Annotated in this window: 15 protein-coding genes; 8 read left to right on the top strand and 7 right to left on the bottom strand. The window is 73.1% G+C overall.

Features of this window, described 5'->3' with window-relative positions:
* Window positions 1–5: 5 nt before the first annotated feature.
* Complete coding sequence (locus ACWGE1_RS34855) at window positions 6–1,160, bottom strand: PLP-dependent cysteine synthase family protein (RefSeq protein WP_453424468.1); 1,155 nt, start codon at window positions 1,158–1,160, stop codon at window positions 6–8.
* Window positions 1,161–1,359: 199 nt separating this feature from the next.
* Here ACWGE1_RS34855 and ACWGE1_RS34850 point away from each other — a divergent pair, with 199 nt between their 5' ends.
* The gene (locus ACWGE1_RS34850; RefSeq protein ID WP_453424467.1) at window positions 1,360–1,908 is read left to right on the top strand and encodes an ATP-binding protein; all 549 of its coding nucleotides are present in this window, start codon (window positions 1,360–1,362) and stop codon (window positions 1,906–1,908) included.
* A 114-nt stretch (window positions 1,909–2,022) separates the two neighbouring features.
* On the opposite strand, the gene ACWGE1_RS34845 is transcribed toward ACWGE1_RS34850, so the two are convergent.
* The gene (locus ACWGE1_RS34845; protein WP_453424466.1) at window positions 2,023–3,282 is read right to left on the bottom strand and encodes an ROK family protein; all 1,260 of its coding nucleotides are present in this window, start codon (window positions 3,280–3,282) and stop codon (window positions 2,023–2,025) included.
* A 43-nt stretch (window positions 3,283–3,325) separates the two neighbouring features.
* Window positions 3,326–3,979, bottom strand: a complete 654-nt coding sequence (locus ACWGE1_RS34840) for an alpha-ketoglutarate-dependent dioxygenase AlkB family protein (RefSeq protein ID WP_453424465.1) — start codon at window positions 3,977–3,979, stop codon at window positions 3,326–3,328.
* 39 nt (window positions 3,980–4,018) lie between these two features.
* On the opposite strand from ACWGE1_RS34840, the gene ACWGE1_RS34835 reads away from it, so the two are divergent.
* From ACWGE1_RS34835 to ACWGE1_RS34825, 3 genes are read left to right on the top strand one after another with little or no spacing between them, the layout of a single operon-like run.
* Window positions 4,019–4,762 carry a maleylpyruvate isomerase family mycothiol-dependent enzyme gene (locus tag ACWGE1_RS34835; protein WP_453424464.1) on the top strand — a complete coding sequence of 248 codons (744 nt, stop codon included), beginning with the start codon at window positions 4,019–4,021 and terminating at the stop codon, window positions 4,760–4,762.
* Window positions 4,763–4,813: 51 nt separating this feature from the next.
* Window positions 4,814–5,065 (top strand): DUF6332 family protein, encoded by a 252-nt coding sequence (locus ACWGE1_RS34830; protein ID WP_453424463.1) that lies wholly within the window; start codon window positions 4,814–4,816, stop codon window positions 5,063–5,065.
* 56 nt (window positions 5,066–5,121) lie between these two features.
* Window positions 5,122–5,625 (top strand): hypothetical protein, encoded by a 504-nt coding sequence (locus ACWGE1_RS34825; protein WP_453424462.1) that lies wholly within the window; start codon window positions 5,122–5,124, stop codon window positions 5,623–5,625.
* 7 nt (window positions 5,626–5,632) lie between these two features.
* On the opposite strand, the gene ACWGE1_RS34820 is transcribed toward ACWGE1_RS34825, so the two are convergent.
* Together ACWGE1_RS34820 and ACWGE1_RS34815 are read right to left on the bottom strand one after the other, a co-directional pair.
* The gene (locus ACWGE1_RS34820; protein ID WP_453424461.1) at window positions 5,633–6,577 is read right to left on the bottom strand and encodes a spherulation-specific family 4 protein; all 945 of its coding nucleotides are present in this window, start codon (window positions 6,575–6,577) and stop codon (window positions 5,633–5,635) included.
* 167 nt (window positions 6,578–6,744) lie between these two features.
* The gene (locus tag ACWGE1_RS34815; protein ID WP_453424460.1) at window positions 6,745–7,443 is read right to left on the bottom strand and encodes a TetR/AcrR family transcriptional regulator; all 699 of its coding nucleotides are present in this window, start codon (window positions 7,441–7,443) and stop codon (window positions 6,745–6,747) included.
* Window positions 7,444–7,601: 158 nt separating this feature from the next.
* Here ACWGE1_RS34815 and ACWGE1_RS34810 point away from each other — a divergent pair, with 158 nt between their 5' ends.
* Entirely contained in the window at window positions 7,602–8,060 is a 459-nt protein-coding gene (locus tag ACWGE1_RS34810) for a nitroreductase/quinone reductase family protein (RefSeq protein WP_453424459.1), read from the top strand.
* 158 nt (window positions 8,061–8,218) lie between these two features.
* Here the strand turns inward: ACWGE1_RS34810 and ACWGE1_RS34805 are convergent, their stop codons facing one another.
* Window positions 8,219–9,427, bottom strand: coding sequence for a geranylgeranyl reductase family protein (locus tag ACWGE1_RS34805; RefSeq protein ID WP_453424470.1), 1,209 nt, complete (start codon window positions 9,425–9,427; stop codon window positions 8,219–8,221).
* A 346-nt stretch (window positions 9,428–9,773) separates the two neighbouring features.
* On the opposite strand from ACWGE1_RS34805, the gene ACWGE1_RS34800 reads away from it, so the two are divergent.
* Both ACWGE1_RS34800 and ACWGE1_RS34795 read left to right on the top strand, forming a co-directional pair.
* A complete protein-coding gene (locus tag ACWGE1_RS34800) occupies window positions 9,774–11,138 on the top strand; it encodes a M20/M25/M40 family metallo-hydrolase (RefSeq protein ID WP_453424458.1) in 1,365 nt (454 codons plus the stop codon).
* Between the two features lie 105 nt (window positions 11,139–11,243).
* Entirely contained in the window at window positions 11,244–11,942 is a 699-nt protein-coding gene (locus ACWGE1_RS34795) for an MBL fold metallo-hydrolase (RefSeq protein ID WP_453424457.1), read from the top strand.
* A 98-nt stretch (window positions 11,943–12,040) separates the two neighbouring features.
* On the opposite strand, the gene ACWGE1_RS34790 is transcribed toward ACWGE1_RS34795, so the two are convergent.
* The gene (locus tag ACWGE1_RS34790; RefSeq protein ID WP_453424456.1) at window positions 12,041–13,078 is read right to left on the bottom strand and encodes an NUDIX domain-containing protein; all 1,038 of its coding nucleotides are present in this window, start codon (window positions 13,076–13,078) and stop codon (window positions 12,041–12,043) included.
* Window positions 13,079–13,267: 189 nt separating this feature from the next.
* Here ACWGE1_RS34790 and ACWGE1_RS34785 point away from each other — a divergent pair, with 189 nt between their 5' ends.
* Complete coding sequence (locus ACWGE1_RS34785) at window positions 13,268–14,254, top strand: LacI family DNA-binding transcriptional regulator (RefSeq protein ID WP_453424469.1); 987 nt, start codon at window positions 13,268–13,270, stop codon at window positions 14,252–14,254.
* Window positions 14,255–14,293: the final 39 nt, after the last annotated feature.

Genomic DNA, 14,293 nt, shown 5'->3' with positions numbered 1-14,293 from the left:
CGGTGTCAGGCAGTGGGCTCGCGCCAGACACCCGTCGTCAGCAGCATGTCGAGGGTCTTCGTGTACGGGGCGATGTCGAGCCGCTGCGCCGCGAGCCACTCGTCGGAGTAGTACTTGTCCAGGTAGCGGTCGCCCGGGTCGCACAGCAGGGTGACGACGCTGCCGGTGCGGCCCTCCGCCACCATCTCCGAGATGATCTTCAGGGCGCTCCACAGGCCGGTGCCGGTCGAGCCGCCCGCCTTGCGCCCTATGGCCGTCTCCAGGGCGCGGCAGGCGGCGACGCTCGCCGCGTCCGGGACCTTCATCATCCGGTCGATGGCGCCGGGCACGAAGCTCGGCTCCATGCGCGGCCGGCCGATGCCCTCGATGCGCGAGCCGCAATCACTGCTCGCGTCCGGGTCGTTGTTGGTCCAGCCGTCGAAGAAACAGGAGTTCTCCGGGTCCGGGACACAGATGCGGGTGTCGTGCTGCATGTAGTGCACGTAGCGCGCGATGGTCGCCGAGGTGCCGCCGGTGCCGGCGGTCGCCACGATCCAGGCGGGCTCGGGGAAACGTTCCAGCTTCAGCTGCTGGTACATCGATTCCGCGATGTTGTTGTTGCCGCGCCAGTCGGTGGCCCGCTCCGCGTACGTGAACTGGTCCATGTAGTGCCCGCCGGTGCGGGCAGCGAGCTCGGCGGATTCCTCGTACATCTTCATCGGGTCGTCCACGAAGTGGCATTCGCCGCCGTGGAATTCGATGAGGCGGCACTTCTCCGGGCTGGTCGTCCTCGGCATGACGGCGATGAAGGGGACACCGATCAGCTTGGCGAAGTAGGCCTCGGAGACGGCGGTGGAGCCGGACGACGCCTCGATGACCGGGCGGCCGGGGCGGACCCAGCCGTTGCAGAGCGCGTACAGGAAGAGCGAGCGCGCGAGGCGGTGCTTGAGGGAGCCCGTCGGGTGCGTGGACTCGTCCTTGAGGTAGAGGTCGATGCCCCACGCCTCGGGCAGCGGGAAGCGCAGCAGATGGGTGTCGGCGGAGCGGTTGGCGTCGGCCTGGACCTTGCGGACGGCCTCCTTCAGCCAGGCCCGGTAGTCCGCGTCGCTGCGATCGACGTCGACGGTCGTGGCGGTCGTACCGGTGGTTCTGGTCGTGCCGGTGGTGCCGGTGGTGCTCATGTGCCGCGCTCCTTCGTGGGCGAAATTCTCTCCCCTTCTTCGCAATGTACCTCTCTCACCTGCACAAACGTTCGCTTTGGGTATCCATGCGGATCCCTTTCGATCGCGTTCGGTTGCACTGTGCGGCACCGTGGGTGACCCTGGTGGAGCATTACCGAGGGTGCAGCACCCGTAACACTCATGTCGGGGAGTCGCAGCCGTGATCAGTCATTCCCGCAGGCACTGCGTCGTCGAACTGCAGGCCTTGCCGTCGCGGATCGGCCAAATCCGCAGAATCGTTTCTGCACAACTGCGCCACTGGGAGCTCGACCCGCTCATAGACCGGGCTGCGCTCGGCGTGACGGAACTCCTCAGCAACGTCCACCGCCATGCGCAGCCGGACAAGACCTGCACCGTCGAGATCGAACTCCGGCTCGGGCGGCTCACGGTCTCGGTCATCGACAGCGATCCGCGGCTGCCGGTCCTCCACGAGACGCGGGCTGAGGCGCTGGAGACCTGCGGGCGCGGGCTCGCCCTCGTGGCGGCGCTCAGCGAGGCCTGGGGGGCCCGACAGCGGCCCGACGGCCCCGGCAAGGCGGTGTGGTTCTCCCTCACGGCGGCCCCGGCCCCGGCATCGCCGGCCCGGCCGGTCCGCATCAGGGCCACTCCCGTACGGGAACCCGCGCGTGCGGTGTTGCTGGCCGTTGACCCGGGGGCCGTCGCGACAGGCCTGCCGGTGGCATCGCCGGTCGGCGCCCGCCCCGGGTGACCGTCCGCCGGCCCACGGGGGCCCGGCCCGATCCGAAGGGAACGGGCCGGCGAACCTTGCCGGTCACGGCGCCGGACGACGCGGGCCCGACCGACAAGATCCGAAAGGGACGGCCTAGGCCAGGGCTCCCAGCGGGTCGTCGAGGACCGGCTGCCATGCCAGCTCCGCCGCGCCGACCAGGCTGTTGTGGTCCAGCGTGCACGGCAGGATCGGCACCCCGCCGCTCCTCCCCCACAGGCTGCGGTCCGCGACCACCGCGCGCAGCCGCTCCGGGTCGGCGTGCAGCAGCTCGCGGTGCAGGCCGCCCAGGATGATCCGGTCCGGGTTGAGGATGTTCACCAGGCCCGCGAGGCCGAGGCCGAGGCGGTCGATCAGCTCCTCCGTGGCCGCCCGTACCGCCGGTTCCGCGGGCTCCTCCCGCAGCAGGTCCCGGGCCTGCTGGAGCAGCGAGACCTCCGGGCCGGGGCTGCGGCCCGCCGCGGTGAGGAAGGCCAGCGGGTCCGCCTCCACGTCCAGGCAGCCGCGGCTGCCGCAGTGGCAGGCCCGCCCTTCCGGGTTCACGGTGAGGTGGCCGACCTCCAGCGCCAGGCCCGAACTCCCGCTGTGCAGGCGGCCGTCCAGGACGAGCGCCCCGCCGACGCCGCGGTGTCCGGTGGCCACGCACAGCAGGTGCTGGGCGCTGCGCCCCGCGCCGTGCCGGTGCTCGGCCAGGGCCGCCAGGTTGACGTCGTTGCCGGTCAGGGCGGGGCCGTCGATCCCGGCGGCCTTGACGCACTCCGCGAAGACGGCCCGTACGGGAGAGCCGGCCGGCCAGGCCAGGTGCAGCGGGTTCAGCGCCGTACCGTCCGGCTCCGCGACCGCCGAGGGGACCGCGAGGCCCGCGCCGACGCAGCGGCGGCCGCTCTGTTCGAGCAGTGTCGCGCCCGCCTCGACCACCGCGCCGAGCACCTGCGAGGGGTCGGCGGAGACGGTGACCTTGCCGGGGGCGGTGGCCACGATCCGGCCGCCGAGGCCGACCAGGGCGGCGCGGAAGCCGTCCGAGTGCACCTGGGCGGCCAGTGCCACCGGGCCGTCCTCGGCCACCGAGAGCCGGTGGGAGGGGCGGCCCTGGGCGCCGCCGGTGCCTCCGGCGCCGCCGGGGCGGGAATCGACGCGGATCAGCCCGAGCGCCTCCAGCTCGGCGGCGACCGCTCCGGCCGTGGCGCGGGTGACCCCGAGCTCGGCCGTCAGGACCGCGCGGGTCGGGGCGCGGCCGGTGTGGACGAGCTCCAGCGCCGGACCGAGCGCGCCGCGACCCCGTTCCAGTCTGGTCCGCGTGGACGTGGACACCGTGGTCACATCCCCCACCCGCGGCGGGGCCCCGTTGCCGTTCATGGCATCGATCCTCGCATGATCGGGGGGTGCCGGGTGCCGCCCCTCAGCCCAGCCCGCCGACGCGGAGCGTGATGTTCAGCCGCCCGGTCAGTCCCAGCTCCGGCGGGCCCGTGCCCGGCAGGACCTTCGGCACCCCGTGGTAGGCCGGACGGCTCGCCTCCCCGAAGACGAAGAGATCCCCGCTGCGCAGCTCGACGTCCTGGTACGGGCGGCCGCGCGAGGCGGTGTTCCCGAAGCGGAAGACGCAGGTGTCACCCAGGCTGAGCGAGACCACCGGCGCGGTGGACCGTTCCTCGGCGTCGCGGTGCATGCCCATGCGGGAGTCGCCGTCGTAGAAGTTGATCAGGGCGATGTCGTAGGCCGTCCCGGGCTCCGGCGGGTGCCCGTAGGCCGCGGTCACCGCTTCCCGCCCGAGCCGGGCGAGCCACGGCGGCATCGGCTTGACCGGCGCCCCGTCCCCGTCGACGGCGGTGCGGGCGTACCCGTACGGGTACCAGTGCAGTCCGAGGCACACCTGGCGGGCGGTCATCACCCCGCCGCCCGGGGTGCGTACGGTGCGCAGGCCGGCGGGCGGCCGGGCCCACGCGCGGCAGGCCGTCAGCAACTCGCCCTGGCGTTCGGTCCCGAGCCAGTCGGGCACGTGCACGGCACCGGGGGCGATCACCGTCCGCTCGCGCGGGAAGAGTTCCCCGTTCATGCTCTCCATTGTCGCGGGCGGGCTGATAGGACTCACGGTATGGAGATCACCGAACATCTGAAGGCCCTCGCGCGTGAGGGCGAGCTGCTCGCCGAGGTGGCCGAGCGCGCCGGTACGGACGCCGCGGTGCCCACCTGTCCGGGGTGGCGGGTGACCGACCTGCTGCGGCACACCGGGTCGGTGCACCGCTGGGCCGCCGCCTACGTGGCGGAGCGGCGGCTGGAGCCGGCGGGCTTCCCGGACGCGCCGGAGCTGGTCGACGGCGAGCTGCTGGCGTGGTTCAGGGAGGGGCACGCGGACCTGGTGCGCACCCTGACCGAGGCCCCGGCCGATGTGCAGTGCTGGACCTTCCTTCCGACGGCCCCGCCCTCGCCGGTGGCGTTCTGGGCCCGGCGGCAGGCCCACGAGACCGCCGTGCACCGGTTGGACGCGGAGGCCGCGCTCGGTGTGGTGTTCTCCGCGATGGAGCCGGAGTTCGCGGAGGACGGGGTGGACGAGCTGCTGACCGGCTTCCACGCCCGGCCGCGCAGCCGGGTGCGCACCTCCGGGCTCAAGGTGGTGCGGGTGCGGGCCGCCGACACGGGCGCCGTGTGGACCGTCCACCTGTCGGCGGAGCCGGCCCGTACGGTGCAGGGCGACACGGGCGAGGCGGCCGACTGCGAACTGACAGGCGAGGCGGCGTGGCTGTACGCGGCCCTGTGGAACCGGATCCCGCTGGCCGGTCCGGGCGTGACGGGCGATCTGACGCTGGCCCGGCTGTGGACGGAGACGGCCGGAATCTGAGCGACCGGCGAGGGGCTTGTGACGGGGAGTGCACGCTGTGAGACTGCGCGCATGGGGCGACGCACACAGGCGGACCGGGACGCGATCACTATCGAGATCGGCTACGCCTTCGTCAGCGCGTGCTTCGCGGCCGCTCTCGCCTTCGGCGCGGTGTACGGGCCCGTGCTGGCCTTCTCCCTGTCCCCGTCGACGCGCCGGGTCCTGGCCGTGGCGGGCGCCGTCCTGGCGGCGGTGGTGTTCCTGCTCCGGGTCACGCACGTGCTGCTCGGATTCGCCCGCCGCCCGGAGAACGACGGCGACTGACCATGGGCACATCAAGGACGGTAGGGTCGGACCCTCAACGATCACGGGGGTAGTCGATGCGGTTCGGTTCCACGGTGCGCGGCGCCGCGATTCTCGCGGTGGCGCTGGCGGGGTTCGCGGTCTCCTGCGACGCGGAGCCGGCCGCGCCGCCCGCCGCGTCCGCCCCGGCGGACGGGGGCGCCCTGGGCCCCTCGGACCCGAGCCCTGCGGCGCCCACGCCGACCGGTGCGCCGTCCGGTCCCACCGCGCGGCCGGCCGAACTGGTCCGGGACGCCTTCGCGGGGCTCCAGGCGACGCTCGACGATTCCTGCACGCCGGGCAACTGCGCGTACGTACTCGGCCGCGTCCGTGACGAACTGCACCGCATGGACCGCGCGATGAAGGCCGACCCGAAGGGTCCCGGTCACTTCCCCGAGCCGATCGCCCTGATCGCCGAGCTCGACAAGGAGCTCGGCGGGGACGGCAGCACCCAGAACCTGGAGAAGCACAAGACCCTGCTGATCGGCACCCGCGACAAGATCAACACGTGGATGCAGGGCCACCCCGACGACTACCGCTGACGCACCCTCACCCGAGGGTGGCCGCGTACGTGGTCTGGGCCCGGTACTTCCACGTCGGGCCCGCGTTCCAGGGGTTGGGCATGACGGTACTGGTCGCGTACGCGTAGCCCGCGCCGCGCTCGAAGGCCGTGCGCAGGGTGGCGCGCATCGCCCCGGCGTCGGGGACGTCGTGGACCAGGTGCCAGAACGCCGTACCGCTCGGGTCGAGTTCGGTGCCGGCGCGGTAGCCGGAGTCGTGGTCGAAGACGTTGCCGCCGAGCCAGCCGCTGCCGGTGTAGGCGGCGTAGGTGTCCTCGAACGTGACGAAGACGTCCGCGGTGCGGCGGCCCGGCTCCAGGTAGCAGTCGGCTATGGCGGTGCCGGGGTTGTTGACGACGAGGTCCGGGGCGGCCGGGTCGAGGGCGTCCATGCCCTCCTGGACGTAGCGGCGCAGCTCCGCGTAGTGGTCGCGGGTGGCGTTGGCGGGGCCGCAGTCGCGGCTGACGACGTCGAAGAAGATGCCGTCGACGTGGAGACGGCCGTCGGGGGTCTTGAGGTAGTTGTCGACGGAGGCCTTGACCTCGGCGATGTCCCGCTTGCCGTGGTCGGTGTGGACGTAGCCGAGCACCCGGGTCCTCTCACCGGTGGCGGTGGTACGGGCGCGCAGGGCGTCGGCGCGGGCCCGCCAGGGGCCGTCGAACCGGGAGTCGCCGTTGCCCGGGTTCAGTACGACCACCGAGGCGGCCGGGGCGGTGGCGGTGAGGTCGGTCAGCATGGGGTCGTTCGCCCAGACGTACGCGGGGACGCCGATCTCCAGGCCCCGCACGCCCGGCAGCCGGGGGGTCGGCGGCGGGCCGGGCGCCGGAGCCTGCGCCCGGGGCGCGTCGCGCGCCGCGGCGATGATCGCCGGCGCCGACGCGGCCAGTAAGGCGGTGACCAGGGCGGCGTACAGGACCTTCACGGCGCGAGGCATGAACGTTTCCTCCGGCGGCGGCAGGGGGGACCTCAGGAACACTAGACCGGCGGCCCGTCGTTCAAGGCTGAACCGCCTGCATTCATGTGAGGAACAGAAGAGCGAGCCATCGCCTCATCATGTGAATCTCCCGGATCTGCACCAGGACCCGCCCCGCCGTCCGATCGTCATACGGACGGCAGGCCGACCCCGTACGCCAGTTGGTCGGCGGCGTGCGCGAAGAAGGCTGCACGGTCCTCGACGACCCGGTTGAACTGGCCGAACAGCTCGGACGAGACCAGGCCGACCAACTGCGACCAGGCGACGACCAGCGCAACCGTGACCGCCGGGGGCAGACCCTCGGCGAAGTCGGCGGTCATCCGGTCGGCCTCGGGGCGCAGGGCGGGCGGCAGCGGCGGGAGGGCGAGGCCAGGGCCCTCGTGGGCGACGCGGAGGATGCCGATGAAGACGTTGGCGACGCGGGCGGCCGGACCCACGGTGTCGTCGGGGGCGCTGTAGCCGGGAACCGGGGAGCCGTAGATGAGGGCGTACTCGTGCGGGTGCTCGAGCGCCCAGTCTCGGACGGCCCGGCAGACCGCGACCCAGCGGGCGCGGGGCGGGGTACCTGCGGCGCGGGCGCGGGCGTCGGCCTCCTCGGCGGCCGCGCCGATGCTGTCGTACGCGTCGATGATGAGGGCAGTGAGCAGTTCGTCCCGGCTGGGGAAGTACCGGTAGAGGGCGGAGGAGACCATGCCCAGCTCGCGGGCGACGGCGCGCAGGGAGAGTTTGGCTGCGCCCTCGGCCGCCAGCATGCGACGCGCCTCGTCCTTGATGGCGGCGGTGACCTCGATGCGGGCCCGTTCCCTGGCCCCTCGCACGGTGTTCATGCGGGTCAGTCTGCCACGCGAACGGAGCACTGCCCAGAAAATGGATCGCCGCTCCTATTCGAGAGCAGTGCTCTTGCTTTGGTGCATCGATCCGTGCACACTGATCTCAAGCGAGAGCAGTGCTCTCGCAAGGGAGACAATCGGCCTCGGAGGTCACCGTGAACGCGCCCACCCCGTACTACGTCCAGGCCAGCCCCCTCGAAGTCCGCTTCAACGCGATCTTCGGCAAGCTCGCCCGCTTCGGCATCAGCCTGGCGGGCAGCGCCGAGCTGTCGGTCCGCGGCCGCAAGTCCGGCCAGATGCAGCGGATTCCGGTCAACCCGCACACGTACGAGGGCGCCCAGTACCTGGTGTCGGCCCGCGGCCACTCCCAGTGGGTCCGCAACATGCGGGTGGCGGGCGGCGGTGAGCTGCGTGTGGGGCGCAAGGTGCGGGCGTTCACCGTCACCGAGATCACCGACCCGGTCCGGAAGGCCGCCATCCTGCGCGCCTACCTGGAGAAGTGGGGCTGGGAGGTCAACCGCTTCTTCCAGGGGGTCACCGCCCAGTCCTCCGACGCCGAACTCCAAGCAGCCGCCGGCGACCACCCGGTCTTCCGGATCACGGTCTCCCGCTGACCCTGCCCGGCCCGCCGGACGGCGCCCGCCCCGGCCCACGGCCCGCCGGGCCCGCAGGCCGCGGGCGCGGCCCGGTTCGCCCCGTCGAGGTCGGGTCGGCCGGGTCGGGCCGGGCCAGGCCGGCGCCGCCCGTGTCCTCCCGGCCCGACCTCGCCCGCCTAGCCCTCGCTCCGGCCCTGGCCGCCGCGGTTCGCCGCCTGCCTGGCGTCCAGCATGTGCAGTGCCTTGCGGGCCAGCGGGTACGTCCGTACCAGATCGGCCAGGGTCGTCGAGCCCCGCGTGATCCGGGCGAACGCCCGCCACGCCGGGCCGAAACCGGTGATCGCCGCGTGCAGCACCCGCGGCCGGGCCTCGAAGATGTGCAGCATCCGCTTGCCGACCCCCATCTCCACGCCCAGCCCGGCCTTCACCGCGAAGGCGTAGTTGAGGGCCTGGCGGCGCGCGTCCACGGCGTCCTGCGCCTCGGAGATCTTCACTGCCCACTCCCCCGCCAGCCGCCCCGAGCGCAGCGCGAAGGAGATGCCCTCCCGGGTCCACGGCTCCAGCAGTCCGGCCGCGTCGCCCGCCACCAGCACCCGGCCGCGCGACAGCGGCGAATCGGGCTTGCGGCAGCGGGTCAGATGCCCGGAGGAGACGGCCGGTTCGAAGCCGGCGAGCCCGAGCCGGGCGATGAAGTCGTCCAGGTAGCGCTTGGTCGCGGCGCCCTCGCCCTTGGCCGAGATGACCCCGACCGTGAGGGTGTCGCCCTTGGGGAAGACCCAGCCGTAACTGCCGGGCAGCGGGCCCCAGTCGATGAGCACCCGCCCCTTCCAGTCCTCCGCGACCGTCTCGGGGACGGGGATCTCCGCCTCCAGGCCGAGGTCCACCTGATCCATCTCCACCCCGACGTGCGCGCCGATCCGGCTCGCACTGCCGTCCGCACCGACCACGGCGCGCGCCAGCACGGTCTCCCCGTCGGCGAGCACCACGGCGACGGTGCGCCGGTCGGGGACGGCCGCCCCGTGCTGTTCGACACGGGCCACGGCGGTACCCGTCCGGACGGTGGCGCCGGCCTTCTCGGCCGCGGCGACCAGACCGGCGTCGAACTCCGGGCGGTTGATCAGCCCGAAGAGCATGTGCTTCGAGCGCCGGGTGCGGGTCAGCTTCCCGTCCATCGAGAAGGTGACCGCGTGGATGCGGTCCTTGAGGGGGAGCACGAAGCCCGGGGGCAGGGCGTCGCGCGAGGGGCCGATGATGCCGCCACCGCAGGTCTTGTAGCGGGGCAGTTCGGCCTTCTCCAGCAGCAGGACGCGCCGCCCCGCCGTCGCCGCCGCGTACGCGGCCGAGGACCCGGCCGGGCCGGCCCCGACCACGACCACGTCCCACACTTCGCCGGTCTCCCCGGCCGCCCCGTCGCCCGCCCCCTGCGCGTCCTGCTCCGGGCCCGGGCCCGTACCCGCACCCGTGTCCGTGCCTGCGTTCACGCCTGCGCCCTCGCCTGCGTCTGCACCTGCGGCCGCACCTGCGTCGCGTACGTCGTCGTCGCTGCTCACGATGTGTTGCTGCTCCTGATCACCCGGTTGCTCCGATGCCGGGGAAATCCTACGGCGAGACACCGCCCCGTCCCGCTGTGCGAGGATCAAGACTGACTTTCGCCCAACCCGGCATACGCACACCCCGCGGATGCGGGCGGCGTACACGGAGAACAACGTCGCACCCAAAAGGAGCGTGCCCATGTCCCAGAATCCGATCGCCGAGACCGTCGCCTCGCTGATGCCCCGCGCCAAGCAGGAGCTGACCGAGCTGGTGGCCTTCCAGTCGGTGGCGGACTGGGCGCAGTTCCCCAAGAGCGAGAGCGAGGCCGCCGCGAACTGGGTGGCCGACGCCCTGCGCGTCGAGGGGTTCCAGGACGTGGCGCTGCTCGACACCCCCGACGGCACCCAGTCGGTCTACGGTTTCCTGCCCGGCCCCGAGGGCGCGCCGACCGTGCTGCTCTACGCGCACTACGACGTCCAGCCGCCGCTCGACGACGCCGCCTGGGTCTCCCCCGCCTTCGAGCTGACCGAGCGCGACGGCCGCTGGTACGGGCGCGGCGCGGCCGACTGCAAGGGCGGGTTCATCATGCACCTGCTGGCGCTGCGCGCGCTGAAGGCCAACGGCGGTGTGCCCGTGAGCGTGAAGGTGATCGTCGAGGGCTCGGAGGAGCAGGGCACGGGCGGCCTCCAGCAGTACGCCGAGGCGCACCCGGAGCTGCTGACCGCCGACACCATCGTCATCGGTGACGCGGGCAACTTCCGCCTCGGCCTGCCGACGGTGACGGCCACCCTGCGCGGCATGTGCCTGCTCAAGGTGAAGATCGACACGCTGGGCGGCAACCTGCACTCGGGCATGTTCGGCGGCGCCGCCCCGGACGCGCTGGCCGCGCTGATCCGCGTACTCGATTCGCTGCGCGCGGCGGACGGTTCGACGACGGTGGACGGGCTCGCCGCGGACGCGGTGTGGGAGGGCCTCCAGTACCCGGAGGCGGACTTCCGCGCCGACGCGAAGGTCCTGGACGGTGTCGAACTCATCGGCGACGGCACGATCGCGGACCGGCTGTGGGCCCGCCCGGCCGTCACGGTGCTGGGCATCGACTGCCCGCCGGTGGTCGGCGCGACGCCGTCGGTGCACGCGAGCGCGGGCGCGCTGATCAGCCTGCGGGTGCCGCCGGGCGTGGACACCGCCGCGGCCATCAAGCTGCTGCAGGCCCACCTGGAGGCGCACATCCCGTGGAAGGCCCGCCTCGAGGTCGAGGTCGTCGGCCAGGGCCAGCCGTTCCAGGCGGACACCGACAGCCCGGCGTACGCGTCGATGCGCACGGCTCTGGAGGCCGCCTACCCCGGCCAGGAGATGCAGATCAGTGGCATGGGCGGGTCGATCCCGCTCTGCAACACGCTGACGTCCCTCTACCCGGACGCGGAGATGCTGCTGATCGGGCTGAGCGAGCCGGAGGCGCAGATCCATGCGGTCAACGAGAGCGTGTCGCCGCAGGAGCTGGAGCGCCTGTCGGTGGCGGAGGCCCTCTTCCTCGTCAACTACGCGGAGTCCAAGCGCGCCTGACCGTCGGCACGTGTGTGTTCGCCCGGGGCGCATTGCGCCCCGGGCGTACTTCGCTCCCGGTGAATTCGGATACGCGGAGCGGTCGGCCGTCCGTACGTTGACCGTATGGATCTTGTCGAAGTACTGCCGAACCGGCTCCACATGCTCCGCTTCCCCATCGGCCAGGCCTACCTCTGGCAGGACGGCGAGGCCCTCACTCTGATCGACGCGGGCCACGCCGGGTCCGCCGACGCGATCGAGGGGGCGATACGTTCCCTCGGGCTGTCGCCCGAGCGGCTGGAGCGGATCGTCCTGACGCACTGCCACGGCGACCACTTCGGGGCCGCCGGCGAGCTCGCCGCCCGCCACGGCGCCCGCATCCTGGCGCACCGTCTCGACGCGCCCGTGATCCGGGGCGAGCAGCCGGTGCCCGAGCCGGTGCTGCTGGACTGGGAGGTGCCGCTGTACACCCACGCGCTGGGCGTCGTCCCCGAGGCCCCGCCCACCCCGGTCGACCGGGAGCTGGAGGACGGGGACGCGCTGGACTTCGGGGACGGGGCGTACGTGGTCCACGCCCCGGGCCACACGGACGGCAGCATCGGGATCCATCTCCCGCGCCACGGCGTGCTGTTCGCGGGGGACTGCATCGCGGCCGTCGGTCCGCTGATGCTGGGCGTCTTCAACGTGGACCGTGCCCGGGCGGTCGGGACCTTCCACCGCCTGGCCGCGCTCGCGCCTTCGATCGCGTGCTTCGGCCACGGCGATCCGCTGACGGTGGACACGTCCGCGGCGCTGGCCAGGGCCGCTGCGGAAACACCGGTCTGAGGCCGGGACGCCCGAAGTCGATCCGCCCGGAGTCGGTCCGCCCGAGGTCGGTTCGCCCGCGCCCGACCGGAGGAGACCGGCTCGGAGCACGGGCCGGCTCAGCCGACCGGGGTGCCCGCCTCCAGGTACAGGGGGCGGCCCCGTTCCCGGGCGCGCAGGGCCCAGCGCAGGCGTTCGTAGCGGTGCTGCGGGAGCAGACCGGCGGCCTCGGCCTCCGTGACGAAACGCCAGGCCCGCAGCTCCGGGCCGGGCAGCCGGAGCCGGGCCGTCGCCTCCGCCGAGAGGCGGCCGCCGTCGAAGAGCAGGCGCAGCCCGCCGTAACCGGGCGGCTGGGGCTGCTCCCAGTCGACCACCAGCAGCCCGGGCGCCCGCTCCAGTACGACGCCCAGCTCCTCGGCGACCTCCCGCACGCCCGCGCACGCCGGCGCCTCGCCCGCTTCGACGACCCCGCCCGGGAACTCCCAGCCCGCCTTGTACGTGGGATCCACCAGCAGCACCCGGTCCTGCTCGTCGAAGAGCAGCACCCCGGCAGCCACCGTCTCCCGGGTCGGCTCCGGGGTCTGCACGATGTCGCAGACCCGGGCCTTCTCCGAGCGGACCGCCTCCGCGATCCGCTCCGCCGTCTCGCGCGGGGTCAGGACGCCGTTGTCGATGACGTGCGCGTCGCCGCTCAGCCAGCCGAGGGCCTGCTGGTAGACGGGGATGTGGTCGTACGCCCACTGCCGGACCCGGAGGTCCACCTCCGCGGGCTCCCCGGGCTCCTTCCGGGTCGCGATCCGCTCCCGAAGGATCGTTTCCGCAGGGGCCAGCAACACGTGGCGCACCGCGATCCGCCGCGCCGCCAGCCCGCCGAAGATCTCGTCCCGGTACTCCTGGCGCAGCAGCGTCATCGGTACGACGAGCACCCCGCCCAGTTCGGCGAGCATCGCCGCGGCCGTGTCCACCACCAACCGCCGCCAGCTCGGCAGGTCCTGATAGTCGGTGACCTCCGCCAGCCGCTTGGGCGGCAGCAGCACGCGCAGCGCGTCGCCGATGAACTCCGGGTCGAACAGGGTGCTGTCCGGCAGGATTCCGGTCAGTTCGCGGGCCGTGCTGGTCTTTCCGGCGCTGAATGTGCCGTTGATCCAGACAATCACGTCTACCCCTCTCCCCATGGCTCGTCCGGAGCCCCCAGTGGCTTGCCCGCCCCAGCCTGCCACGGAAACCTCACTATCGGCCGAGTGCTTATCCTCAAGGTCACAGCCCTGCACGTGAGCCCCGGAGGATTCGCCACCGTGCCCCACAACCGCCGCCCGTACGAGCCCCGCTACGGCAACCGGCCGACCATGAAGGACGTGGCGTCGCGGGCGGGCGTCGGCCTGAAAACGGTGTCGCGCGTGGTCAACGGCGAGCCGGGAGTCACTCCCGAGACCGAGAAGCGGGTCCAGGAGGCCATCGAGGCCCTCGGCTTCCGCCGCAACGACAGTGCCCGCGTGCTGCGCAAGGGCCGTACCGCCACCGTGGGCCTGGTCCTGGAGGACCTCGCCGACCCCTTCTACGGTCCGCTGAACCGGGCGGTGGAGGAAGTGGCCCGCGCGCACGGGGCGCTGCTCATCAACGGCTCCAGCGCCGAGGACCCCGACCGGGAGCGGGAGTTGGCCCTCGCGCTGTGCGCCCGCCGGGTGGACGGGCTGATCGTGATCCCGGCCGGCGACGACCACCGGTATCTGGAACCGGAGATGCGGGCCGGCGTGTCCACGGTGTTCGTGGACCGCCCGGCCGGGCGGATCGACGCGGACGTGGTGCTGTCGGACAGTTTCGGCGGCGCCCGGGGCGGGGTGGCCCACCTGATCGCGGGCGGCCACCGCCGGATCGGCTTCATCGGCGACCAGCCCCGCATCCACACGGTGGCGGAGCGCCTGCGCGGCTACCGCACGGCGATGGCGGACGCGGGCCTGCCGGTGGCCGAATCCTGGGTGTCCCTCGGATCGACGGCACCCGAACGGGTCGCGGCGGCGACCGTGTCGATGCTCGGCGGCCCGGACCCGGTGACCGCCGTCTTCGCCGGCAACAACCGGGTGACGGTCACCGTCGTACGGGTCCTCGCGGCGCACGGCCGGCCGGTGGCGCTGGTCGGCTTCGACGACTTCGAGCTGGCCGATCTGCTGCGCCCCGGTGTGACGGTGGTCGCCCAGGACCCGGCGGCCCTGGGCCGGGTGGCCACCGACCGTCTCTTCCAGCGCCTCTCGGGCGCCGACCTGACTCCGTGCCGCATCGAACTCTCGACCCGCCTGATCCCCCGCGGCTCGGGCGAACTCCCCCCGGCCGGCTGACCTCCACGGGATCGGGCGGTGCGGCGCGGTCCGCCGCAC

Source organism: Streptomyces sp. NPDC054932 (assembly GCF_053610205.1).
The sequence above is the reverse complement of the archived record's forward strand: the minus strand, read 5'-3'. Positions and strand labels throughout refer to the sequence as shown.

What these genes read in the sequence shown, in the direction of transcription:
- ACWGE1_RS34855 (WP_453424468.1), bottom strand. Translation starts at nt 1,160, where the DNA reads ATGAGCACCACCGGCACCACCGGCACGACCAGAACCACCGGTACGACC.
- ACWGE1_RS34845 (WP_453424466.1), bottom strand. Translation starts at nt 3,282, where the DNA reads ATGAACGGCAACGGGGCCCCGCCGCGGGTGGGGGATGTGACCACGGTG.
- ACWGE1_RS34840 (WP_453424465.1), bottom strand. Translation starts at nt 3,979, where the DNA reads ATGAACGGGGAACTCTTCCCGCGCGAGCGGACGGTGATCGCCCCCGGT.
- ACWGE1_RS34835 (WP_453424464.1), top strand. Translation starts at nt 4,019, where the DNA reads ATGGAGATCACCGAACATCTGAAGGCCCTCGCGCGTGAGGGCGAGCTG.
- ACWGE1_RS34830 (WP_453424463.1), top strand. Translation starts at nt 4,814, where the DNA reads ATGGGGCGACGCACACAGGCGGACCGGGACGCGATCACTATCGAGATC.
- ACWGE1_RS34825 (WP_453424462.1), top strand. Translation starts at nt 5,122, where the DNA reads ATGCGGTTCGGTTCCACGGTGCGCGGCGCCGCGATTCTCGCGGTGGCG.
- ACWGE1_RS34820 (WP_453424461.1), bottom strand. Translation starts at nt 6,577, where the DNA reads ATGCCTCGCGCCGTGAAGGTCCTGTACGCCGCCCTGGTCACCGCCTTA.
- ACWGE1_RS34815 (WP_453424460.1), bottom strand. Translation starts at nt 7,443, where the DNA reads ATGAACACCGTGCGAGGGGCCAGGGAACGGGCCCGCATCGAGGTCACC.
- ACWGE1_RS34800 (WP_453424458.1), top strand. Translation starts at nt 9,774, where the DNA reads ATGTCCCAGAATCCGATCGCCGAGACCGTCGCCTCGCTGATGCCCCGC.
- ACWGE1_RS34795 (WP_453424457.1), top strand. Translation starts at nt 11,244, where the DNA reads ATGGATCTTGTCGAAGTACTGCCGAACCGGCTCCACATGCTCCGCTTC.
- ACWGE1_RS34785 (WP_453424469.1), top strand. Translation starts at nt 13,268, where the DNA reads ATGAAGGACGTGGCGTCGCGGGCGGGCGTCGGCCTGAAAACGGTGTCG.